The 23,649-nt window shown below is 73.2% G+C and carries 17 protein-coding genes; 3 read left to right on the forward strand and 14 right to left on the reverse strand.

Annotated elements, in window-relative coordinates; all coding sequences use genetic code 11:
- Positions 1–78: 78 nt before the first annotated feature.
- Together ACFXOZ_RS09045 and ACFXOZ_RS09050 are read right to left on the reverse strand one after the other, a co-directional pair.
- Positions 79–1,722, reverse strand: a complete 1,644-nt coding sequence (locus ACFXOZ_RS09045; protein ID WP_380588728.1) for a WXG100 family type VII secretion target — start codon at positions 1,720–1,722, stop codon at positions 79–81.
- Positions 1,723–1,765: 43 nt separating this feature from the next.
- Positions 1,766–2,359: a hypothetical protein gene (locus ACFXOZ_RS09050; RefSeq protein ID WP_375892723.1), complete on the reverse strand. Its 594-nt coding sequence runs from the start codon at positions 2,357–2,359 to the stop codon at positions 1,766–1,768.
- A gap of 321 nt (positions 2,360–2,680) precedes the next feature.
- On the opposite strand from ACFXOZ_RS09050, the gene ACFXOZ_RS09055 reads away from it, so the two are divergent.
- Positions 2,681–4,537, forward strand: a complete 1,857-nt coding sequence (locus ACFXOZ_RS09055; protein ID WP_380588731.1) for an FUSC family protein — start codon at positions 2,681–2,683, stop codon at positions 4,535–4,537.
- 115 nt (positions 4,538–4,652) lie between these two features.
- Here ACFXOZ_RS09055 and ACFXOZ_RS09060 read toward each other — a convergent pair whose 3' ends face one another.
- The 8 genes from ACFXOZ_RS09060 to rsmI all read right to left on the reverse strand — a co-directional run bounded on the left by ACFXOZ_RS09060 (position 4,653) and on the right by rsmI (position 13,433).
- Entirely contained in the window at positions 4,653–6,467 is a 1,815-nt protein-coding gene (locus ACFXOZ_RS09060; protein WP_380524010.1) for an ABC-F family ATP-binding cassette domain-containing protein, read from the reverse strand.
- Between the two features lie 206 nt (positions 6,468–6,673).
- Entirely contained in the window at positions 6,674–7,588 is a 915-nt protein-coding gene (locus tag ACFXOZ_RS09065; protein WP_375892727.1) for a 4-(cytidine 5'-diphospho)-2-C-methyl-D-erythritol kinase, read from the reverse strand.
- Complete coding sequence (rsmA, locus tag ACFXOZ_RS09070; protein ID WP_380524013.1) at positions 7,585–8,529, reverse strand: 16S rRNA (adenine(1518)-N(6)/adenine(1519)-N(6))-dimethyltransferase RsmA; 945 nt, start codon at positions 8,527–8,529, stop codon at positions 7,585–7,587. Before rsmA ends, ACFXOZ_RS09065 begins: the two co-directional genes overlap by 4 nt.
- Before the next feature lie 28 nt (positions 8,530–8,557).
- Positions 8,558–9,157: a Uma2 family endonuclease gene (locus tag ACFXOZ_RS09075; protein ID WP_375892729.1), complete on the reverse strand. Its 600-nt coding sequence runs from the start codon at positions 9,155–9,157 to the stop codon at positions 8,558–8,560.
- A 94-nt stretch (positions 9,158–9,251) separates the two neighbouring features.
- A complete protein-coding gene (locus tag ACFXOZ_RS09080) occupies positions 9,252–10,130 on the reverse strand; it encodes a TatD family hydrolase (RefSeq protein ID WP_380588734.1) in 879 nt (292 codons plus the stop codon).
- Positions 10,130–11,749: a methionine--tRNA ligase gene (gene metG / locus ACFXOZ_RS09085; protein WP_380524018.1), complete on the reverse strand. Its 1,620-nt coding sequence runs from the start codon at positions 11,747–11,749 to the stop codon at positions 10,130–10,132. The genes ACFXOZ_RS09080 and metG overlap by 1 nt, the downstream gene beginning before the upstream one ends.
- A 153-nt stretch (positions 11,750–11,902) precedes the next feature.
- Positions 11,903–12,334 (reverse strand): hypothetical protein, encoded by a 432-nt coding sequence (locus ACFXOZ_RS09090; RefSeq protein ID WP_380524021.1) that lies wholly within the window; start codon positions 12,332–12,334, stop codon positions 11,903–11,905.
- A 229-nt stretch (positions 12,335–12,563) separates the two neighbouring features.
- Positions 12,564–13,433, reverse strand: coding sequence for a 16S rRNA (cytidine(1402)-2'-O)-methyltransferase (gene rsmI, locus ACFXOZ_RS09095; RefSeq protein WP_375892733.1), 870 nt, complete (start codon positions 13,431–13,433; stop codon positions 12,564–12,566).
- Positions 13,434–13,538: 105 nt separating this feature from the next.
- On the opposite strand from rsmI, the gene ACFXOZ_RS09100 reads away from it, so the two are divergent.
- Positions 13,539–15,344, forward strand: coding sequence for a dolichyl-phosphate-mannose--protein mannosyltransferase (locus ACFXOZ_RS09100; RefSeq protein ID WP_380588737.1), 1,806 nt, complete (start codon positions 13,539–13,541; stop codon positions 15,342–15,344).
- Between the two features lie 207 nt (positions 15,345–15,551).
- On the forward strand, positions 15,552–17,318 hold the full coding sequence (locus tag ACFXOZ_RS09105) for a penicillin-binding transpeptidase domain-containing protein (RefSeq protein ID WP_380588740.1): 1,767 nt from the start codon (positions 15,552–15,554) through the stop codon (positions 17,316–17,318).
- 69 nt (positions 17,319–17,387) lie between these two features.
- Here ACFXOZ_RS09105 and ACFXOZ_RS09110 read toward each other — a convergent pair whose 3' ends face one another.
- From ACFXOZ_RS09110 to ACFXOZ_RS09125, 4 genes are all read right to left on the reverse strand, one after another.
- Entirely contained in the window at positions 17,388–18,812 is a 1,425-nt protein-coding gene (locus tag ACFXOZ_RS09110; RefSeq protein WP_375892736.1) for a glycosyltransferase 87 family protein, read from the reverse strand.
- 143 nt (positions 18,813–18,955) lie between these two features.
- The gene (locus ACFXOZ_RS09115) at positions 18,956–20,443 is read right to left on the reverse strand and encodes an amino acid permease (protein WP_380524027.1); all 1,488 of its coding nucleotides are present in this window, start codon (positions 20,441–20,443) and stop codon (positions 18,956–18,958) included.
- Between the two features lie 247 nt (positions 20,444–20,690).
- A complete protein-coding gene (locus tag ACFXOZ_RS09120) occupies positions 20,691–22,199 on the reverse strand; it encodes a penicillin-binding transpeptidase domain-containing protein (protein ID WP_380588743.1) in 1,509 nt (502 codons plus the stop codon).
- Positions 22,199–23,608 (reverse strand): FtsW/RodA/SpoVE family cell cycle protein, encoded by a 1,410-nt coding sequence (locus ACFXOZ_RS09125; RefSeq protein ID WP_380588746.1) that lies wholly within the window; start codon positions 23,606–23,608, stop codon positions 22,199–22,201. Before ACFXOZ_RS09125 ends, ACFXOZ_RS09120 begins: the two co-directional genes overlap by 1 nt.
- Between the last annotated feature and the right edge of the window lie 41 nt (positions 23,609–23,649).

Below are 23,649 nucleotides of genomic sequence, written 5' to 3' on the forward strand. Positions count from 1 at the left end.
CACAGGCCGGGAAAGCGTGCCCCGAACAGATCTGCCCGGCCACTGGGCAGGCCCAGTGGCCGGGCAGACGATGCCGTCCTACTCAATCACGTCCGGGTTGCTGTGCGGCGTACCGCTGGTCCACGTCTCTTCGTCCTCGTGGAGGTAGTCCGCGCGGTTACGGCGGTCGCGGTCCTTCTTACCGCCGTGACCGCCCGCACCCGGGGCCACCATGCCGTTCTGCCCGGGCCGTGCACCGCCCTCGGCAGCTTCCGCCGCAGCCGCGCGGTTGCGCAGGCCCGTGCCGCCAGGGGTGAACTCCCCACCGGCAGCAGGGCCCTTGCGGCCGCCGACCGTGCCGCCCGGGGTCGAGGTCAGACCCCGGCCGCGCGCACCACCGGCACCGCCGACGACGCCGTGGCCGCCGCCCATGCCCGGGTGCATGCCACCCATTCCGCCGCCCATGGCCGAACCGCCGACCCGGCCGCCGCCCGGCGCGCCCTCACGGCCGAAGACCGTTCCGCTCGGGAGTCCCGGGGTACCGGCCTTGCCGGGGACCGAACCGCCGCTGAACGGGCCGGTACGGAGGGGAACCGAGCCGCCGCCCTTGCCGGGGATGCCGCCGATGCCCGCCGGGAAGCCGGAGATGGGGCCGCTGCCCGGCGTGCCGGGCAGCCCGCCCCGGCCATCGGGACCGCCGGGGTAGCCGGGAGTTCCACCCGGACCGCTCGGCAGCACCGGGCCGCCCCCGGGACCGACCGGAGTGGTCTGGTCCGGCAGGGTCGGGATGCTGTCGAGACCGGTGCCGGGACGGGTGACCGGGTCCGACGGGTGGGACGGCGGGGTCGGGGTGCCCGGGTCCTGCGGCGGGGGCGGCAGCTGCCCGCCGCCGTAGGGCGGAGTCGGGCCGGGGTGGGTCGGGTTGTACGGGTCCTGCCAGCCTGATCCCGGGTCGCGCTGCCGCATGGTGGGGCCGTCATAGGAACCCACGGACGGGTTGGAGCTTCCGCCACTCCTGCTACCCGCTGAACGAGGGGCGCGCACGGACCCGCCGTAGCTGCCGCTGGTGCTCCCACCGTCGCGGGAGACCGCAGTGGAATCGTTCTGGTTCGCCCCGGGCGTCCCGGGCAGCACCACGTTGTCGCCCAGCCCGTTCAGCGTCGTCGTCGCAGCGGCGTAGGCCTCGCCCAGCTTCTCCATCTGGCGGATGGCTTCCTGGTGTGCGTCGTAGACTTCCTTCGTTCCGGCCATCGCCTGCGTCTCGGAGACCCAGTTCGGGTTCTTCCGCTTCATGGCTGCGTCGATGTCCCCGGTGGAAGGGCCGTTCGGGTTCCAACCGACTGTATTCAGCTGCCTGATCACATCGGGGTCGGGGTTCCCCTGGTTCCTCCGCCCGCTCACCCAGCCGAGGGCTTCCGTCGGCACCTTGGGCATCGCGGCCTTGGCCGTGCTGAGCGCCTCACCGGCCTGGTTCATGGCATCGCCCGCGCCCACCGAGTAGGTTCCCAGCTTCTCGGCGGACTGCTGCAGATTCCCGGCCCACGTCTTGAAGTTCTCCGCGGCTTGGCCTTCCCAGGTGACCTTGGAGAGGTGCGACTTGAGTGCCTCACTCAACTCCTTGAGGACGCCGCCGGCCTGTTGCAGCTTCCCGCCGCGGCTCAGGACCGTCGCGGGATCGGTTCCCCCGACCATGTCCGCGAGGACTTGATGATCCATGCCTTCGAACTTCGACTGGACTGCCACTACTCTCTCCCCGTTCCCCGTGAACCGTCTTCGTCGACCGCCATCAGAAGTCCTTGGCGCCGGTCCGCTTCGACCCCGGGCCACTCGTTCCCGTCAGACCCGCACTCTGCGCGACCGCGTTCTGATCGGCTGTCGCGTTGTCCTCGTTGGTCGAGTAGTTGTGCGCCGTGGACGCGACCGCGCTCTGCATCGCCTTGATCTGGGACGTGAAGTCCTTGTGCAGCTTGACGAGCTGGGTGTGGACCTTCTCATAGGTCGAGGACAGCGCGACCGCTTCCACGAACTGGTGAGCCTGGCCCCCGCTGACGAAGCTCTTCTGGGACACCTTCTGCGCCTCGAGCTTGTACGACGCGGCCTCCGAGCCCTCCATCGCCGCGAGCAGGGCCTCGACCTTCTTGGCGAACTCAGTGAGGGTGTTGATCTCGACCTGGACGTCGTGCTTGCCGAAGGCCGCGACCAGGTCGCCGGCGCTGACGTTGGTCTGCACGGTGCTGACCACGGGGGCGATCTTGATCCCGTGCCCCCACGGCAGCGGGATCGTCGGCCCGTCCAGCATGAACGGCGTCGCGTCCGGTGCCCCCGGTGTCCCCGGTGCCGGCGTCGTTCCCGCGCTCGGCGTGGTCGTCGGCTCTCCCACAGCAATCCACCTCTCCCCCGTACGGCCCGCGCGTCCCGGGCGTGTCCCGGGCCCCGTCGCGCCGCAACGCACCGTCAACTTCCAAGACGTACCGTCCTGGTCGGTTCGGCCGCCCGCCCTGGGGGCGGCCCCCGCCTCTGTCATGGTAGCCACCGCCTCTGTCGGCCCGGCAGGGCCCTTGGTCCGCGCGGGCGCGATCGGTACGAACTTGACACGTCCAGTCCGGGGTCGGGCCGCTGGGTAGACTGCCCCGGTACGCCCCATCTGCCGTGCAATGTCGCTCAGCAGCGAGCCGTGGCCGCAGAACGGACGTGTGACGACATGCCTGAGCAGAGGACGCCCTGGTGGGCCCGGGCGGTGCGGCCGGAGCGGCCGCCGCTGCCGGTGGTGTTGATGGTGCGGGCCGCGGTGGGGATGGCGGTGCCGCTGGTGCTGGGGTTGTGGGCGCACCGGCTGGACCTGGGGGTGTTCGCCGGGCTGGGGGCGATGCACGCGACGATGAACGACCGGGTCGAGCCCGCGGGGCTGCGGACGGCGCGGATCGGGTCGGCGGTGGCGGCTTCGGCGGCGGGGATGCTGATCGGCACGGCCTTGCAGCACGTCCACGCGGGTGTGGTGGTGCTCGGTGCCGGGCTGACGCTGACGGCGTTCGTGTCGGGTGCGTTGAGTGCGACGGGTCCGCGCGGGTCGGCGGCGGGGATGCTGCTGCTGGTGTCGGCGGCGTTGGGCAGCGGGATGCCGTTGCCGGGGCCGTGGTGGGCGGCGGCGCCGATGATGCTGGCGGGTGCGGCGTTCGTGGTGCTGCTGGGTCTGCCCGGTCGTGCGGCCGACCCGCGCGTCCGGGCGCTGGCGGCGGCGTACGAGGCGCTCGGCCGGACGCTCGGCGATCTGGGGACGCCGCGGGGCGCGGGTTCCCGCCGGGTGTTGACGGCCCGCCTGAACCAGGTGCAGGACCTGTTCCCCGGGCACGGCCGGACGGCCCTGCGCCCGGTGTACGAGGCGGCGCTGGCGGCGACCGAGGCGGCGACGGGCCTGCTGTGGGCGTGGCGGCCGGTGCCGGCGGAGGTGGCGGCGGTGCCCGGGCAGCTGGCGGCCGCGGTGCGGCGGGGCGGCGGCGAGGTGGTGGTGCCGCGGTGGCGGCCGGACACCCCGGCCCGGCAGGCCCTGGACGTGGCGCTGCGGGCCGCCGCGGACGCGGTCGCGGGCCGGCCGGCCCGGATCGACGCGGTTCCCGCGCCGCCGCCCGACCCGTGGCGGCTCCGGGGGCGGCTGTGGTCCGCCGCGTCGGCGCGGTACGGGCTGCGGGTGGCGCTGTGCATCGCGGCGGGTTCGGCGGTGACGGCCAACTACCCGCTGAGCAAGAGCTACTGGGTGCCGATGACGATCGCGTTCGTGGTGAAGCCGGATCTGGGTTCGGTGTTCCTGCGGGCGGTGAGCCGGGCGGTCGGCACGGTGCTGGGCGTGGTGGTGACGGCGGCGCTGCTGGCGTCGACCACCGAGGAGTGGGTGCTGACGGCGGTGGCGGCGCTGTGCGTGGCGCTGCTGCCGTACGCGACGGCGGCGCACTACGGGCTGACCACGGTGGCGATGACGCCGATGGCGCTGGTGCTGCTCCAACTCGGCGGGCAGAGCAGCGCGGCCGAGTTCTGGCCGCGGGTGCTGGACACGGTCCTGGCGAGCGCGATCGTGCTGCTCTTCGGCTACCTGCTGTGGCCGGAGCGCCCGCGGCACCGGATCGAGCCGCGGCTGGTGACCGCGACGACCGCCCTGCGCTCCTACCTGGACGCGGTGACGGAGCACCGGACCGGAGAGGTGTGGCTGCGCCGGACGGCCTACCGGTCGTTGGCGGACGCCCGGCAGGAGGTCCGGCAGGGGCTGGCCGAGCCGCCGCCCACGGGCCGGCTGGCCGAGCAGTGGCTGCCGGCCACGGCGGCGCTGGAGCGGCTGGGCGGGGCGGTGGCGGCGTTCGCCGCGCAGATCCGGTACGGGGGCCGGGTGCCGGATCCGGGGGAGACCGAGCGGGTCCGGCGGGCCCTGGACGAGCTGACGGCCGCCGCCCGGGAGCACCGTCCGCCGGTCGGTCCGGCGGCCCGGCCGGACGCACCGCACGACCCGGCGCTCAGTGCGCTGGGCCGTGCGGCGGACGAGTTGGAGCTCCTGCTCAGGCAGCGGTCGTGACGAGTGGGAGCTCCTGCTCAAGCGGCGGTCGTGACGAGTGGGAGCTCCTGCTCAAGCGGCGGTCGTGACGAGTGGGAACTCCTGCTCAAGCGGCGGTAGTCGAGAAGGCGGGCGGTCAGACCTGCTCGGCCAGCTCCAGCCAGGTCAGCTCCAGCTCCTCCTTCTCCTCCCGGACGGTGCGCAGCTGCCCGTCCAGTTCGGCGACCTTGGAGAAGTCCGCGGCGTGCTCGGCGAGTTGGGCGTGCAGCTTGGACTCCTTCTGGTCCAGCTTGGAGATCTGGCGCTCGATCCGCTGCATCTCCTTCTTGGCCGCCCGGAGGTCCCCGCCGGAGAGCCCGGCGGCGGGGTCGGCGGCCGGGGCCGCGGCGACGGGGGCGGCCTGCGCCGCGGCGGCGGCCATCCGGGCCCGCCGCTCCAGGTACTCGTCGACGCCGCCCGGCAGCATCCGCATCTTCTGGTCGCCGAGCAGCGCGTGGACGACGTCGGTGGTCCGCTCGATGAAGAACCGGTCGTGGCTGATGACGACCATCGAGCCGGGCCAGCCGTCGAGCAGGTCCTCCAGCTGGTTGAGGGTCTCGATGTCCAGGTCGTTGGTCGGCTCGTCGAGGAACAGCACGTTGGGCTCGTCCATCAGCAGCCGCAGCAGCTGGAGCCGGCGCCGCTCGCCGCCGGAGAGGTCGCCGACCGGCGTCCACTGCTTGTCCTTGCCGAAGCCGAACTGCTCGCACAGCTGGCCGGCGCTCATCTCCCGGCCCTTGCCGAGGTCGACCCGGGAGCGGACCTGCTCGACGGCCTGCAGCACCCGGGTCGTCGGCTCCAGTTCGGCGACCTCCTGGGACAGGTAGGCCAGCCGCACGGTCTTGCCGACCTTGATCACGCCGGAGGTGGGCTGGACGTCGCCCTCGCTGGCGTAGGCGTCGCGCATGGCGCGCAGCAGCGAGGTCTTGCCGGCGCCGTTGACGCCGAGCAGGCCGATCCGGTCACCGGGGCCGAGCTGCCAGGTGAGGTTCTCCAGCAGCAGCTTGGGGCCGGCCTTGACGGTGACGCCTTCCAGGTCGAAGACGGTGCGGCCGAGCCGGGCGTTGGCGAACTTCATCAGCTCGCTCTTGTCCCGGGGGTCCGGCACGTCGGCGATCAGGGCGTTGGCCGCCTCGATCCGGTAGCGCGGCTTGGAGGTGCGGGCGGGGGCGCCGCGGCGCAGCCAGGCCAGCTCCTTGCGGGCGAGGTTCTGGCGCTTCTGCTCCTCGACGGCCTCGATCCGGGAGCGCTCGGCGCGGGAGAAGACGTAGTCGGAGTAGCCGCCCTCGTACTCGTGCACCTCGCCGTGCTGGACGTCCCACATCCGGGTGCAGACCTGGTCGAGGAACCAGCGGTCGTGGGTGACGCAGACCAGCGCGGAGCGGCGCTTCTGCAGGTGCTGGGCGAGCCAGTTGATGCCCTCGACGTCGAGGTGGTTGGTGGGCTCGTCGAGGATGATCAGCTCGGGGGAGCCGAGCAGCAGCTTGGCGAGGGCGATCCGGCGTCGCTCGCCGCCGGAGAGCGGGCCGATGACGGTGTCGAGGCCGTCGGCGAAGCCGGGCAGGTCGAGGCCGCCGAAGAGGCCTTCGATGATGTCGCGGATCCGGGCGTCGCCGAGCCACTCGTGGTCGGCGCGGTCGGCGATGACCTCGTGCCGGATGGTGGCCTTCGGGTCGAGCGAGTCGTGCTGGGTGAGGACGGCCGGTTCGAGGTTGCCGCTCCAGGTGATCCGGCCGCCGTCGGGCTCCTCCAGCTTGGCGAGCATCCGGATCAGGGTGGTCTTGCCGTCGCCGTTGCGGCCGACGACGCCGATCCGGTCGCCGTCGCTCACGCCCAGGCTGACCGCGTCCAGCAGGGTGCGGGTGCCGTAGACCTTCGTGACGGACTCGATGGTGGCGAGGTTGACGGCCACGTGTGCTGCGCTCCTGGGTTCGGCGGTCGGGGGCGGGCCCAGCCCGCCCCTCTCTCGGGGACGACCCGATCACCCCAGCCTAATGGGCGGGCCGCGACGCCCTCACCGCGTCGAGCGCCCCCACCACGCCGCCCGAGCGACGCCCCCGGCACACCGGAGGACCGACGCCCCCACCGCACCGGACGCGCCACCCCACCCCGTCGGAGTCAGACGACCGAGGCCCCCGGCACCGGCCCGTAGGTGGCGTGCGCGGCCCGGCAGGTGCCGGAGGCCAGCAGCGCCCGGGCGACGGTGGCCGCCGCCTCGGCGTCCTTGGCCAGGAAAGCGCAGGTCGGTCCGGAGCCGGAGACCAGGGCGCCGAGCGCACCGGCCTCGGTGCCGGCCCGCAGGGTGGCGGCCAGCGCGGGGCGCAGGGAGAGCGCGGCGGCCTGGAGGTCGTTGGTGAGCGCGCCGGCCAGGGCGACGGCGTCGCCGTCGGCGAGGGCGGCGAGCAGGGCCCGGTCGGCGTCGGGGGTGGGCACCTGGAGGTCGCTGGAGCCGGTGCCGGCCTCCTCGCGGAGCCGGTCGCACTCGCGGAAGACGGCGGGGGTGGACAGGCCGCCGTCGGCGACCGCGAAGACCCAGTGGAAGGTGCCGTCGACCGGCAGCGGTTCCAGGATCTCGCCCCGGCCGCGGCCCAGCGCGACACCGCCGAGCAGGGCGAAGGGCACGTCGGAGCCCAGTTCGGCGGCGAGGTCCAGCAGCACCGGGAGCGGGGTGTCGAGCTGCCACAGCGCGTCGCAGGCGACCAGCGCGGCGGCGCCGTCGGCGCTGCCGCCGGCCATGCCGCCGGCGACCGGGATGGCCTTGGCGATGTGCAGGTGGACGCCCGGGTCGGCGATCCCGTGGTGGGCGGCGAGCAGCCGGGCGGCGCGGGCGGCGAGGTTGCTGTCGTCGAGCGGGACGGCGTCGGCGTCGGGGCCCGAGCAGGACAGCGTCACGCCGTCCGCCGGGGTGGCCGTGACCTCGTCACCGAGCGCGACCGCGAAGAAGACGTTGGCCAGGTCGTGGAAGCCGTCGGCGCGCAGTCCGCCGACCCCGAGCTGGGCGTTGACCTTGGCCGGTACCCGTACGGTGATCACTCGCCGTCCTCAGCAGGCTCGTGTCCGGCGGGCTTGTGCTCCACCGGCTTCTGCTCCACCGGCGGCTTCTGCTCCACCGGCTTGTGCTCGGCGATCGCGGCGAACTGCTCCACCGTCAGCATCTCGCCGCGCAGCTTGTGGTCGATCCCGGCGGCCGCGAGCGCCTGCTCGGCCCCGGCGGCGGAGCCGGCCCAGCCGGCCAGCGCGGCGCGCAGGGTTTTGCGGCGCTGGGCGAACGCGGCGTCGACCACCGCGAACACCTGCTCGCGGGTGGCGGTGGTCCTCGGCGGCTCGCGGCGGATCAGCGAGACCAGCCCGGAGTCGACGTTGGGGGCGGGCCAGAACACGTTCCGCCCGATCGCGCCGGCCCGCTTCACGTCGGCGTACCAGTTGGCCTTGACCGAGGGAACGCCGTAGACCTTGTTGCCGGGCTTGGCGGCGAGCCGGTCGGCGACCTCGCTCTGCACCATCACCAGGGTCCGCTCGATGCTGGGGAAGGTCGCCAGCATGTGCAGCAGGACGGGCACGGCCACGTTGTACGGCAGGTTGGCGACCAGCGCGGTGGGCGCCGGCCCGGGCAGCTCGGTGACCTCCATGGCGTCGCTGAGGACCAGCGCGAAGGCGTCCGCCTTGCGGGGCATCCGGCCCGCGACGGTGTCCGGCAGGTGCCGGGCGAGCACCGGGTCGATCTCGACCGCGGTGACGTGCCGGGCGACGTCCAGCAGCGCCAGCGTGAGGGAGCCGAGCCCCGGCCCGACCTCCACCACCGCGTCCTGCTCCGTCACCTCGGCGGCGCGGACGATCCGCCGCACGGTGTTGCCGTCGATGACGAAGTTCTGCCCGCGCTGCTTGGTCGGCTTCACGCCGAACGCGGCCGCCAGTTCGCGGATGTCGGCGGCGCCCAGCAGGTGGCTGTCAGGGGTGGGGTCGGTGCTGCTCACGCGCCAAGGATACGGGCGCGGGCGGCACTCAGAGTTCGACCACCGCGGCGAGGTCGATCTCCACGGGGTACGGGACCGAGGTCCGGAGCACCCCTTCGTGCTGGGCGACGGGCAAGTAGACGCCCTTCTCCTCGTCCCGGTGGAACTCGTGGACGATGGGCAGGTCGTCGATGCCGCGCTCGACCCGCCAGTAGTGGGGGATGCCCTTCTCGGCGAACTGCCCGGGCTTGCCGAAGCGGTCCCTGGCCCGGGTCCCGGGCGACACCACCTCGACGGCCAGAACCACGGACTCGACCGGCAGACAGTCCAGCTCGAAGACGTCGAGACCGGTCTTGTCGAACACCACCACATCGGGCTTGGCCGTGTTGCTCTCGTCCAGCAGCATGCACCGCTCCGGCAGGACCGCACAGGGCTCGACGCGCGCAGCGAACAGCCCTCGCTCCAGCCCCGAACGCACCAGGTCATGCCAGAAGTTCGTCTGCCCCCGGACCACAATGACTCCGTCCACCAGATCCCACTCGAACGGCAGGTCGAAATCCTGAGCCTGCTCGTACGTCCAGCCCTGGGCTGGCGGAAGGAACCATTCGACGCGATCGTCCACGGGTTCGCTGATCGGCTCGGCGGTCATTGCCACCTCCCTCACTGCACTCATGCTAACCAGCCTAGGAAGAAGCCGGGAGTGCCGAATCGTTCCTTCGAAACCCGAAACCCGTTCGACCCGCTCAGTACCCGAAGGCCCGTGCCGTGTTCGCCGCGATCGCCGTCGACAGCTCGTCCTCGTGCAGCCCCAGGGTCGCTGCCATCGACCGCACCGTGACCGGGATGAGGTACGGCGCGTTCGGCCGCCCCCGGTACGGGTGCGGGGTGAGGAAGGGGGCGTCGGTCTCGACCAGGATCCGGTCGAGCGGGGTGGCGAGCAGGGCGTCGCGCAGCGGCTGGTTGGCCTTGAAGGTGACCGGGCCGGCGAAGGAGAGGTACCAGCCGTGCTCGGCGCAGACCTTCGCCATCCCGGCGTCGCCGGAGTAGCAGTGGAAGACGGTCCGTTCCGGGGCGCCCTCGGCCTGCAGGACGGCGATGACGTCCTCGTGGGCGTCGCGGTCGTGGATGACCAGGGCCTTGCCGTGCCGCTTGGCCATCTCGATGTGGCGGCGGAACGACTCCTTCTGGATCTCCACGCCCTCCGGCCCGGTGCGGAAGTAGTCCAGCCCGGTCTCGCCGACGGCGCGGACCTGCGGCAGCGCGGCCAGCGCGTCGATCTCGGCGAGCGCCTCGTCCAGCGCCGCCTGCCCGCCCGCGAGCCGCTGCTGCCCGGACCACCCGTCGGCGTCGCCGAGGAAGATCCGCGGCGCCTCGTTGGGGTGCAGGGCGACGGCCGCGTGCACCTGCTCGTACTGCGCCGCCAGCTCGGCGGCCCAGCGCGAGCCGGGCACGTCGCAGCCCACCTGGACGACCGTGGCGACCCCGACCGAGGCGGCCCGGGCGAGCCCCTCGGCCGGGGTGCCGGCCTGCATGTCGAGGTGGGTGTGCGAGTCGGCCACCGCCACGGCCAGGGGTTGCGGCAGCGGCGGCGGGGTCGACCGGTCGTCGTCCTTGCCGGCCATCAGGAGGCCGGCTTCTCTTCGAGGCGCGGGAACAGGATCTCGCCCTTGGTGACGGTGGCGCCGACGGGCAGCCGGCCCCAGTCACCGGTGGTGGCGATGCGCTGGTCGGCGAGCGCGCCGAGGCCCTCGGCGGCGCCCAGCGAGGCCCACAGCTTCTCGGCGGTGGACGGCATCACCGGGTTGAGCAGCACGGCGGTGCCGCGCAGCGCCTCGGCGGCGGTGTAGAGGATGGTGGCGAGGCGGGCCTGGCCCTCCTCGGACTCGTCCTTGGCGACCTTCCACGGCTCCTGCGTGGTGAGGTAGCCGTTGACCTGCTTGACGAACTCGAAGATCGCCGCGAGGCCGCCGGCGAAGTCCAGCTCCTCGCCGATCTTGGCGTCGGCGGCGGCGACGGCGGCGGCCAGCCCGTCCGCGACGGCCTGCTCGGCCTCGCCCGCGGCGGTGGCGACCGGCAGCGTCCCGCCGAAGTACTTGCCGACCATCGCGGCGACCCGGGAGGCCAGGTTGCCGAAGTCGTTGGCGAGCTCGGAGGTGTAGCGGGCGGTGAAGTCCTCCCAGGAGAACGAGCCGTCCGTGCCGAACGGGATCGCCCGCAGGAAGTAGTAGCGGTACGCGTCGACGCCGAAGTGCGAGGTGAGGTCGGTGGGCGCGATGCCGGTCAGGTTGGACTTGGACATCTTCTCGCCGCCGACCATCAGCCAGCCGTTGGCGACGACCCGCTTGGGCAGCGGCAGGCCCGCGGCCATCAGCATGGCCGGCCAGATCACCGCGTGGAAGCGCAGGATGTCCTTGCCGACCAGGTGGACGGAGGCCGGCCAGAGCTCGGCGAAGCGCTCCGGGTCGCTGCCGTAGCCGGCCGCGGTGATGTAGTTCTGCAGCGCGTCGACCCAGACGTAGAGGACGTGCTTCTCGTCCCAGGGCAGCGGCACGCCCCAGTTGAAGGTGGAGCGGGAGATCGAGAGGTCCTTGAGGTCCTGCTCGACGAAGCGCAGCACCTCGTTGCGGGCCGAGGCCGGCTGGATGAAGCCGGGGTTGGCGGCGTAGAACTCCAGCAGCCGCTCGGCGTAGGCGGAGAGGCGGAAGAAGTAGTTCTCCTCCTCCAGCCACTCGACCGGCTTCTTGTGGACGGAGCAGAGCTTCTCGTCCTCGGTGGCGCCGTCGAGCAGTTCGGCGGGGAGCTTGAACTCCTCGCAGCCGACGCAGTAAGGGCCGGAGTAGCCGCCCTTGTAGATCTCGCCCTTGTCGAACAGGTCCTGGACGAACTCCTGCACCCGGGCGGTGTGCCGCTCCTCGGTGGTGCGGATGAAGTCGTCGTTGGCGATCTCCAGGTGCTGCCAGAGCGGCTTCCAGGCCTCCTCGACCAGCTTGTCGCACCACTCCTGCGGGCTGACGCCGTTGGCCTCGGCGGTCCGCATGATCTTCTGACCGTGCTCGTCGGTGCCGGTCAGGTACCACACCTTCTCGCCGCGCTGGCGGTGCCAGCGGGTGAGGACGTCGCCCGCCACGGTGGTGTACGCGTGGCCCAGGTGGGGACGGTCGTTGACGTAGTAGATCGGAGTGGAAACGTAGTACGCCGGGGCGCTCGTCCCGGTGGTGCTGTGGTCTGAAGTGGCCGCCATGGTCGGAAAGCTTAGTCGGGCCCGAACGCACCCCTCGACCGGATATCGCCCGGGCGTACCGCGGGGCCGCCCGCCGCACTGCTCGCGGCGGGCGGCCCCGGCCGCGCTCCCCCGGACCCGTCGGCCCGGTCGGCTCAGGACCCGTCGGCCCGGTCAGCCCAGGAGCCGCGACCAGAACCGGGCCCAGCGCCCCTGCGGCCGGGCGGGCCCGGTGGCCGGGGCCGGCCGGGCCGGCTCGGCGTGCGCGGGGTAGCCGGGGGCGTGCTGCCAGGGCTGGTCGGCGCCGGCCACCCGGCCCTCGCGCATGATCCGGACGGTGTGTCCACCGCAGCCCGGGCAGGTCGGCTTGAGCAGCGGGGACGGCACCCGGACACCGTTGGCGTGGTACTCGAACACGATGTGACCGTCCCGGGCCACGTGGTGCTCGATGTCGTACGCCTGCTCCCAGCCGTACCCGCAGCGCAGGCAGGCGAAGGAGTAGGCCTCCCGGACGGTCTCGACGGGAGTGTGCGCCCGCCCCGCCAGGCCGGGGGCGTTCAGCGCGTTGCCACTGCGGGGGCTACCGATCGTGTCGCTCATAGCCAACTCCCAGTGCCCGTCGGGCGCTCGCCCGGCTGGGTCTTTCCGTTCAAGGAAATGCCCGTACCGCCCTGGCTGACGCCCTTCTTGTGAAGACTTGGATGCGGGTTGGCGAGCCCTATACAAAGGGCGCGTCGGGAACCGGAATCCGGGGTCGAACCTTCATCGCAGCGGGCGTTTAGCCGGGCCTTCCCTCCAAGGTACGACTCCCCGCCCGCCACGCAACCCCCGGAATTCACCCCTTTTTCAAAGCCCCTTCCACGGCTTCCCGCTTCGCCGCGACGACCGCGTCGAAGACCTCCCGCTTGGGCACGGACAGTTCGACCGCGACCGCCGCGATGGCCTCCTTGCGCCGCTCCCCGGCCTCCTCCCGGACGGCCACCAGCCGGGCCAGTTCGGCCGGGGTCAGCTCCTGGGGCGCGGCCGGCGGGGCGCCCGCGACCACGACGGTGATCTCGCCCCTGACGCCGTCCGCGGCCCAGGCCGCCAGCTCGCCGATCGGCCCGCGCTTGACCTCCTCGTAGGTCTTGGTGAGCTCGCGGCACACGGCGGCCGGGCGCTGCGGCCCGAAGGCCTCCGCCATCGCGGCCAGCGCCTCGGCGATCCGGTGCGGCGCCTCGAAGAAGACCATGGTGCGCGGTTCGGCGGCGACGGTGGCCAGCTGCCGGGCCCGGTCGCCGGTCTTGCGCGGCAGGAAGCCCTCGAAGGTGAAGCGGTCGACCGGCAGGCCGGACAGCGCGAGCGCGGTGAGCACCGCGGACGGCCCGGGCACCGCGGTGACCTTGACGTCGGCCTCGACGGCGGCGGCCACCAGCCGGTAGCCGGGGTCGGAGACGGACGGCATCCCGGCGTCGGTGACCAGCAGCACCCGGGCGCCGCCGAGGAGCGCCTCGACCAGCTCGGGGGTGCGGCCGACCTCGTTGCCCTCGAAGTAGGAGACGACCCGCCCGGCCGGGGTCACCCCGAGGGCCTGGGTGAGCCGGCGCAGCCGCCGGGTGTCCTCCGCCGCGATGACGTCCGCCGTGGCCAGCTCGGTGAGCAGCCGGGGCGGGGCGTCCGAGACGTCGCCGATGGGGGTGCCTGCGAGAACGAGTACTCCTGTCACGGGCCCCATCCTCGCAGCTCCGGGCCGCCGGGGCGTTTGGTGACGATTCGGTCAGCTTCCGAGGGACCGGTCACACGTACGAGGAGCGCCCCTACGATGTGGCGGATGAACGGCGACACGGCGGCGCAGACGCCCACGGGTACGGACCACTCCGCGCGGGGCGGTGTCGGCCTGCCGTCCCCCCGCTCACCGGAGTCACCCCTGACACCGGAGCCACCCCTGACACCCGCGCCCTGGCGGGAGCGCCTGGCCGGGTTCGGCTACCGGGCCCGCCCGACCGGCACGCTCACCGAGCGCCTCGTCCCGCCGATGCCGGACGGCCCCGGGGTGACCCGGCCCGACGTCGCGCAGTCCCCGCTGCTGCTGCGGCTGGGCCTGCGGCTGCCGCAGGGCCTCTGGTACTTCCTGTGCCGCTGGTCCGGCTGGCTGGGCCCGGTCGCGGTCGCGGTGTTCGCCGGGCTGCTGCGGTTCACCGGCCTCGGCCAGCCGCACGCGATCATCTTCGACGAGACGTACTACGCCAAGGACGCCTACGCGCTCTGGCACGGCGGCTACGAGATCAACTGGCCGGAGGACGCCAACACGACGATCATGACGCCGGGCGCGGCCGTGCCGTACCGCTCGACGCCGTCGTACGTGGTGCACCCGCCGGTGGGCAAGTGGATCATCGGCGCGGGCGAGCAGTTGTTCGGCATGAACCCCTTCGGCTGGCGGTTCGCGGTGGCCCTGCTCGGCACCCTGTCGGTGCTGATGCTGGCCCGGATCGCCCGCCGGATGTTCCGCTCCACCCTGCTGGGCTGCGTGGCCGGCCTGCTGCTCTCGGTGGACGGCCTGCACCTGGTGCTCAGCCGCACCGCCCTGCTCGACCTGGTGGTGATGTTCTGGATCCTCGCCGCCTTCGGCTTCCTGGTCCTGGACCGGGACCGCACCCGGGCCCGGCTCGCGGCCAGGCTCGGCGGGGTCGAGGACGCGGTGCTCGCCCAGCGGCTCCACCTGGGCTGGCGCCCGTACCGGATCGCGGCCGGCGTCTGCGTCGGCCTGACCTGCGCCACCAAGTGGAGCGGCCTGTACGTCGCGGCCGCGTTCGGCCTGATGACCGTGCTATGGGACGTCGGCGCCCGCCGGCTGGCCGGCGCCCCGCGCCCGTACCCGGCGGTGCTGGCCCGGGACGTGGTGCCCGCCTTCGTGTCGGTCGTCGTGGTCTCGGTCGCGGTCTACGTGGCGTCCTGGTGGGGCTGGTTCGCCAGCAGCAACGCGCCCGGCCAGGGCGGCTGGGGCCGGGACTGGGCGGTCGGCCGCTCCACCGACTACCCGTGGATACCCGAGGGCCTGCGGGCCCTGTGGCACTACCACTCGACGGTCTACGAGTTCCACACCCACCTGACCGACCCGCACACCTACCAGTCGAACCCGTGGTCCTGGCTGGTGCTGGGCCGCCCGGTGTCCTTCTACTACGAGTCCCCCAAGCTCGGCCAGAGCGGCTGCACCGTCGCCGACTGCGCCCGTGAGGTGCTGGGCATCGGCACCCCGCTGCTCTGGTGGACGGCCCTGCTGGCGCTGGTCTACTGCCTGTGGCTCTGGGCCTTCCGCCGGGACTGGCGGGCCGGCGCGCTGCTGTGCGGCCTGGCCGCCGGCTACCTGCCGTGGTTCCTGTACCAGCAGCGGACGATCTTCCTCTTCTACGCGGTGGTCTTCGTCCCGTTCCTGGTGCTCGCCGTGACGATGCTGATCGGCGCGCTGATCGGGCCGGCCGGCGCCTCCCGGGACCGCCGGATCATCGGCTCGGCCGCGGCCGGGCTGCTGGTGCTGCTGATCATCTGGAACTTCCTGTACTTCTACCCGCTGTTCACCGGGCAGACCATCCCGCTGAGCGACTGGCGCGCCCGGATGTGGTTCAACAGCTGGATCTGAGACCCCCGTGACCAGCGGCGGAAGCGTCCGGGCGCGCACACGGTCCCCCTCCAACCGTCCGAACCCGTCCACAACACGTACCAGATCCGTCACAAGTCCCCGGCGTTTCGTCGGCGCACCGATCCGCCCTGCCTAGGGTGGGGGGAGTACCGCGTTTCCGGCCCCGCCGGTTGCGCCCGGCCGCGAGACCCCTGGGGGATTTGCACCATGCGCAGTGGCGCGAAGATCGGCATCATCACCGGCGTGTCCATCGCCGTCCTCGCGGGCGGTGGCTACGGGGCCTACAGCCTGATGGGCGGGTCGGACTCCTCGTCCGGCGACAAGAAGCCCCGCACGGTGGTCGCCGAGCCGCCCACGGCCGACCAGGCGGCGAGCGGTGCGAAGGACTTCCTGGCGGCCTGGACCTCCGGCGACATCGCCAAGGCGGCCTCGCTGACCGACGACCCGGCCGCGGCCACCACGGCGCTGACGGCCTTCAGGGACCAGGTGAAGCCGAGCGCGCTGACCCTGTCCCCGGCCGGCCCGGCCACGCCGCAGGCCTTCGCCTCGGCGACCGGCACCCCGGCCCCGGCCAAGCCGACCGGCGCGGCCTCGGCGACCCCGTCCGCGGGTGCCACCGCCGGCGCCACCGACTCGCCGTCCGCCGCCCCCTCCCCCTCCGGGCCCACCGGCGTGCTGATGGGCTTCAAGGCCCGCGCCGAGTTCGCCGGCACCAGCCGGGTCTGGGACTACAACGGTTTCCTCGGCGTCGTGAAGATGAGCGACAACACCCCGGCCGTGCACTGGGCGCCCTCGGTGATCCACCCGCACCTGTCCGGCAACGAGACCATCGCCACCCAGCAGGTCTTCGCCCCGCCGTCCACCGTGGTGGACCGCAACGGCAAGGCGCTGCAGGGCGCCTCGCTCACCCCGGCGCTGATGGCCACCCTCCAGGACAACGCCCACAAGCTGCTGCCGCCGGACCCGAACAAGGACCAGGACGCGGGCAGCGCGGTGGTGATCACCGACCCGGCCGGCAAGACCGCCGCGGACAAGCTGTTCACCATCGTCGAGCCCAAGCCCGGCAAGCCGTTCAAGGTGACCATCGACAACACCCTCCAGGCCGCCGCCGAGAAGGCGATGACCGACCTGGGCGGCAAGCAGGGCTCCATCGTGGCCGTCGAGCCCAGCACCGGCCAGGTGCTGGCCTTCGCCAACGCCCCGGCCACCGGCCAGAACCGGGCCTTCACCGGCCTGCTCGCCCCCGGTTCGACGATGAAGATCGTCACCTCGACGGCCCTGCTGGAGTCCGGGCTCACCCCGGACAGCAACGTGGCCTGCCCGGAGAAGAGCAGCAACCCGGTGGCGATCCCGAACGACTTCCCCGGCGCCTTCCCGGACTACTCGCTCCAGAAGGACTTCATGGTGTCCTGCAACACCGCCTTCATCAACCAGGGCCTGACCAGCCTCAAGCCCGAGACGCTGTCCGGCACCGCCAAGGACGTGTACGGCATCGGCCTGGAGTGGAAGACCGGCCTGCCGAACGCCGACGGCAAGATCCCGGCGACCCCGGGCAGCAAGGACGAGCAGGCGATGAACTACATCGGCCAGGGCAAGGTCCAGATGAACCCGCTGGCCATCGCCTCGATCACGGCGACCGTCCAGAGCGGCGCGTTCAAGCAGCCGATCCTGGTCGCCGGCCTGCCCCAGCAGCAGGCGGCCCGGCAGATCTCGCCGGACGTCGCCGCCAAGCTGCGCGCGATGATGAACGCCACCGCCGTCGGCGGCACGGCCAGCCAGGTGATGGCCGGGATCACCGACAACGCGGGGGCCAAGACCGGCTCCGCCGAGGTCCAGGGCGCGTCCACCACCAACAGCTGGTTCACCGCCTTCCGCGGCAACCTCGCGGTCGCCGCCGAGGTCCAGGGCGGCGGCCACGGCGTGGACGCGGCCGGCCCGGCCGTGGCCTCGCTGCTCAAGTCCGGCAACAAGTGAGCACCTGAGTCCGGTACGCGAGGAGCCCGCCACGGACGACGTGGCGGGCTCCCGTGCGTGCGGGCCCGGTCAGCTCCTCGGCAGGGCGGGCCGCGGCACCTCCGGCGCGGGCCTGGGCGCCGCCGGGCGCCGGCTGCTCCAGCGCCGGGCCGCCAGCCGGGGCCAGATCACCAGGACGGCGGGCAGCGCCAGGTACCCGAACCGTCCGGCCGGGGCGAGCGTGAAGGCGATCGCCAGCCCGGCGGCCAGCAGGTCGGCGGCGGCGATCGCGGAGACCGGCGGCCGGGCCACCAGCCAGATCGCCACCCCGACCAGGGCCAGGGTCATCAGCGCGAGGGAGACGGTGTGCCCGGTCGGCCCGAAGCCGGCCAGTACCTTGCCGGGCAGCGGGCTGCCCGCCGGGGTGCGGATCGCGGTCATCCCGAGCGGGAAGCGCACCACCTGGTCGCGCAGCGCCTGCGGCTGGGTCAGGACGGACGGCAGCAGCACCGCCGCGCTCACCCCGGCCCCGATCAGCGCGGTGCGGGCGGCGGGCCGCCGGCCGTACAGCCGCCACAGCAGCAGGACGGCCACCGGCAGGGCGGGCCAGGCGGTCCACTTGAGGCTGCAGGCGAGGGCGAGCACCAGCCCGGCGGCGACGGTGCGGTCCCGCTCGGCGAGCGCCATGGCCAGGCAGCAGACCCCGATCAGCGGCAGGTCGACGCCGCCGACCACCAGGGCCAGCGCTATCAGCGGCGAGGCGGTGAGGACGGCCAGCGGCAGCAGCGGCGCGCGATGGCCGTCGGTGCCGGGCCGGGTGGGCCGGAGCAGCCGCCAGGCGGCCAGCAGGCAGACCACGAAGGTGAGGGCGAACCAGATCCGGGCGTCCCCGGCGACCCGGGCGAAGGCGGTGGAGCTGCCGAGCAGCTGGCGCGGCAGTCCGAACAGGGACATCGCCGGGAGGTAGGGGTTGTAGTCGGTGACCACCACCGGGTGCGGGAGGTAGACGTCGCCGGTGGTGAGCATCAGGTGGGCCGAGCGTTCGACCACCATCACCTCGGACTGGTGGCGGCCGGTCACCGCGAGCAGCCCGAGCGGCGCCAGCACGGCCCCGAGCAGGGCGACCACGGCGGCGGCCTCGGCCGCGAAGCGGCGCGGCAGGGTGAGGCAGAGCAGCCCGGCCACCACGTAGGCGGGGGCCGCGACCAGGCCCCACAGCCGCTGGTTGGCCAGGTCGGAGACGAGCGGGAAGGCCGCGGCCCAGCCGGCCGCGATCAGACAGCCGAGCAACTGCACCCAGCGCAGCGAGGCGAGCCGGGCGGGATTCCACCGAACGGGCGTGGGCGGGAAGGTGCTCTCACCACGCTGGCGGGGGAACGGGCGGCCGGTGGAGCCCGTCGGCGGCCGTCCGGGTCTGGGCGGCGGTTCGGCGTCGATGGTCGGGGCCGGCGTTCTGGAACGGCCGGTGAAGCGGCCGCGCGGGCGGGAGAAGCCGGGCGTGCGGGTGCTCACCATGGTGGAAGGTTATGGCGGCGAACCGGGCGCTGTCGCCACCGCCTCGGGCCCCGGTCGGGACGCTACGCGCGTAGGGCCGCCGGGTGTCGTACCACGCGGCGGCCCTTCACGATTGGATAACGGCCCGGCGGCCGACGCCCTGGTCAGCCGGTGCCGGTCCCGCTCGGGACGGCCGGCCGCTCGGCGCGCTCCAGGCGGGAGTGCTTGACGCTGTAGCCGAAGTAGACGACCAGGGCGACGGCGAGGGCGATCGCCCCGGCCCGGAAGGTGTCGGCGTGCAGGCCGGTGATCAGGTAGACGCAGAAGCCGACGCTGAGCAGCGGGACGACCGGGTAGCCGGGGACCTTGAAGCCGCGCGGCAGGTCGGGCTGGGTGCGGCGCAGCACGATCACGCCGATCGAGACCACCGAGAAGGCGATCAGGGTGCCCAGGCTGGTGATGTCGGCCAGCACGTTCAGCGGGATGAACGCGGCCAGCGCGCCCACGCCGAGCCCGACCACCAGGGTGTTCCAGACCGGGGTGCCGGTGCGCGGGGAGAGCTCGGCGAAGCGCCTGGGCAGCAGGCCGTCGCGGCCCATCGAGTAGAGGATGCGGGTCTGCCCGTAGATCACCACCAGCGTGATGCTGAAGATCGAGACGATCGCGCCGACCGCGAAGATCATCGCGGGCCAGCTCTGGCCGGTGATGTCCTGGAGGATCTGGGCGAGCCCGGCCTCCTGGCCGTCGAACTTCTGCCACGGCTGGGCGCCGATGCCGGCCAGCGCGACCAGGATGTAGAGCAGGGTCACCACGACCAGCGAGATGATGATCGCCATCGGCATGGTCCGGCGCGGGTTCTTGACCTCCTCACCGGCGGTGGACACGGCGTCCAGGCCGATGAAGGAGAAGAAGATGCTGGACGCGGCGACCTGCACGCCGCCGATGCCGAGCGGCATGAACGGGGTCAGGTTGCCGGAGTGGAAGCCGGTGAGCGCGACGCCGATGAACAGCAGCAGGATCACGATCTTGACCGCGACCATGGCGGCGTTGACCTTCACCGACTCGCTGACCCCGCGGATCAGCAGGAAGCAGACCATGGCGACCAGCAGCAGCGCCGGCAGGTTGAACCAGTGGGTGCTGTCCGGCGCGCCGGACAGCTGCTCGGGGATCTTGAACCCGAAGGCCAGGTCGAAGAACTTGTTCAGGTACTCGGCCCAGGTCACCGCGATCGCCGAGGCGGAGACGCCGTACTCCATCAGCAGGCAGATCCCGACGCCGAAGGCGACGCCCTCGCCGAGGGTCGCGTAGGCGTAGGAGTACGAGGAGCCGGAGACCGGGATCGCGGAGGCCATCTCGGCGTAGCAGAGCGCGGTGAGCCCGGCGGTGACCGCGGCGATCACGAAGGACAGGATGACCGCCGGACCGGCCGACGGCACCGCCGTGTTGAGCACGAAGAAGATGCCGGTGCCGATGGTGGCGCCGATGCCGATCGCGGACAGCTGCCAGAGCCCGATCGAGCGGCGCAGGTGGATGCCGGAGCGGCCGCCCTCCTCGGGTGCGCCGGCCGGAAGGCCGTGGCCCTCGCTCTCGGCGAGCAGGGTCGAGACGGGCTTGCGGCGCAGCAGACGCGCACCGAGGGTGTTGCTGGCCAAAACTGCTGTCCTTCTGGGCGGGGGAGGGTGTCCTGGTGACCGGTCACTCCGAGTACTGGGGGGTGACTTCGGGGACCAACCGAACAAACATGGGACAGTACCCGGCAAAGGCGCCAGTGTCGCAAACAAACAATACCGATCCGCGCATTGTACGAATCGGCGCACCAGAGCTCACAAACCGGACACTTCGCACGCGGCGGATCTTCCGGGCATCGGATAAAAGACCAGGTCAGCACTCCTGTCCGAGTCAGCGGCCGAGCACCGCCCGCATCACCGAGCGGGCGATCGGGGCGGCCAGCGCGCCACCCGTGACGTCCGTGGCGTCACTGTCCGCGACCACCACCGCCACCGCGACCGGCGCCACGGCGGCCGAACCGGCCGGCGCGGCCCAGGAGATGAACCAGGCGTACGGCGTCCCGCTGTTGTCCACCCCGTGCTGGGCGGTACCGGTCTTGCCGCCGACCACCGCCCCGGGGATCCGGGCGTTGCCGCCGGTGCCGTTCTCCACCACGTCCGTCATCAGCTTCCGCAGCTGCCCGGCCACCGCCGGGGTCAGCGCCTGCCGGTACACGGCCGGCCCGCGCACCTCGACCACGGTGCCGTCGCTCCTGGTCAGCCGGTCCACCAGCCGCGGCCGCATCACCGTCCCGCCGTTGGCGACCCCGGCCGCGACCATCGCCATCACCAGCGGGGTGGCCGCGGTGTCGAACTGCCCGATCGAGGAGAGCGCCAGCTGCGCCGGGTCCATCGCGGTGTCGACGTTCGACCGGGCCGGGCGCACCGGCACGTCCAGCTTCGGGTCGTTGAAGCCGAAGCCCTCGGCCGTCGCCACCAGCCTCTCCACCCCCGTCCGCACCCCCAGGTGGCCCAGCACGCTGTTGCAGCTGGCGGTCATCGCCGCGTCCAGCGACAGCCCGGGCCGGTCGCAGGCCGCGCTGTCGTTCACCAGCGGCGTGGTCGTCCCCGGCAGCACGTACGGGAAGGGCGCGTCGGTCGGCGCGTCCGGGTCGGTCACCACCCCGGCCGCCAGCGCCGCGGCGGCGGTGACCACCTTGAAGGTCGAGCCCGGCGGGTAGGTCTGGCGCAGCGCCCGGTTGAGCATCGGCTGGTCGGGGTCGGCCTGCAGCCGGTTCCAGGCCGTCTGGTCGGCCCCCGCCGAGCCGGCGAAGTCGCCCGGGTCGTAGGAGGGGGTGCTGGCCAGCGCCAGGATCCGCCCGGTGGCCGGCTCGATCGCGACCACCGCGCCCTTCTGGTCGCCGAGCCCGCGCACCGCGGCCTGCTGGGCGGCCCGGTCGATCGTGGTGAGGACGTTCCCGCCGGGGCTGCGCCGGCGGGTGAGCGCGTCCCGGAGCGACCAGCCGGTCAGCCGGCCGTCGGTGCCGTTCAGCAGGCCGTCCTCGGTGCCCTCCAGCTGGCTGTTGCCGTACGCCTGGGAGGAGAAGCCGGTGACGGCGGCGTACGTCGTCCCGTCGGCGTAGGTGCGCTTGTAGGCGTACCGGCCGCCGGTGGGCCGGGAGCCGGTCACCGGCTGCCCGTCGACCAGGACGTCCCCGCGCGGCCGGGCGTAGCGCTCGACGACCAGCCGCTGGTTGGCGCTGTTGCGGTCCAGGTCCCGGGCCTCGAAGACCTGCACCCGGGTGGCCTGCACGCACAGCGCCCCGACCAGCAGCAGGCAGAAGGTGGCCGCCCGGCGCCCGGTGACCGAGATCCCGGGCAGCCCCTGCGGCCCGTTGCCCCGCGGCCCGAGGCCGGCCATCACCGCGCCTCCGGCCCGGCGCCGGGCCCCGGCTCCGGACCGGTCACGGGCGCGGTCCCGGGCGCGGTCCCGGGGAGCGGCGCGGGCGCGGGGACCGGCCGCCGGGCGTCGTCGCTCATCCGCACCAGCAGCGCCACGATGATCCAGTTGGTCACCACCGACGAACCCCCCTGGGCGATGAACGGCATCGTCATCCCGGTCAGCGGGATCAGCGCCAGCACCCCGCCCGCCACCACGAACACCTGGAGGCCGACGATCGCGGCCAGTCCGATCGCCAGCAGCCGCCCGAACGGGTCGCGCAGCGCGATGCCGGTCCGGAAGCCGCGCGAGACCAGCACCGCGTACAGCAGGAACACCGCGAACAGCCCGGTCAGGCCGAGCTCCTCGCCGATGGTGGCGAGGATGAAGTCCGACTTGGCGGCGAAACCGATCAGCACCGAGTGCCCGTCGCCCAGTCCGGTGCCCAGCTCTCCGCCCCAGGCGAAGGCGAACAGCGACTGGGCGATCTGGTTGGCGCCCCGGCCCGCCGCGATCGAGCCCAGCGGGTCCAGCCAGTCCACCACCCGGCTGTGCACGTGCGGCGAGAGCCAGCCCACCGTCACCGCGCCGACCGCCGCCAGGCCCAGCCCGATCGCGATCCAGCCGGTGCGCGCGGTGGCCACGTAGAGCATCACCACGAACAGCCCGAAGTACAGCAGGGCCGTCCCGAGGTCGGTCTCCAGCACCAGCACCCCGACGAAGGCCGCCCAGATCAGCAGCACCGGCCCGAGCACCCGCCCGCGCGGCAGCTGCCAGCGCCAGACCCGGCGGCCGGTGAGCGCCAGCGCGTCCCGGTGCACCGCGAGGTAGGCGGCGAAGAAGACCGCCAGCAGGATCTTGGCGAACTCCCCCGGCTGGAAGGACAGCGGCCCGACCACGATCCAGATCCGCGAGCCGTACACCGGCGGGAAGAGGATCGGCAGCACCAGCAGGACCAGCGCCAGCAGCGCCCCGACGTGGGCGTAGCGGCGCAGCCGCCGGTGGTCGCGCACCAGCAGCAGCACGGCGGTGAACAGCCCCACCCCCAGGGCCGACCAGAGCAGCTGGGTGGAGGCGGCCTCCCGGCCGGGGGTGGCCCGGTCCAGGCGGTAGATCACCACCAGGCCGATCCCGTTCAGCAGCACCGCGATCGGCAGCAGCAGCGGGTCCGCGTACCGGGCCCGCAGGCGGACCGCGCCGTGCGCCGCCAGGGCGAGCACGCCGAGCGCCGCCCCGTACTGGGCGGCGTCGGCGGGCGCCCGCCCGTCGAGGTTCACCCCGACCTCGACGTAGCCGAACACGGCGATCAGGACGGCGGCCAGCACCAGCACCAGCTCGGTGGTGCGCCGGGGCCGCACCGGCCGGACCGGCCGGGCCGCGGATCTCGTCACGGCGGAGGGTGTCGCCACGGACCGTCCTGGGGGAGGCGGGA

The organism is Kitasatospora sp. NPDC059160 (assembly GCF_042755465.1).
Lineage (GTDB): Bacteria > Actinomycetota > Actinomycetes > Streptomycetales > Streptomycetaceae > Kitasatospora.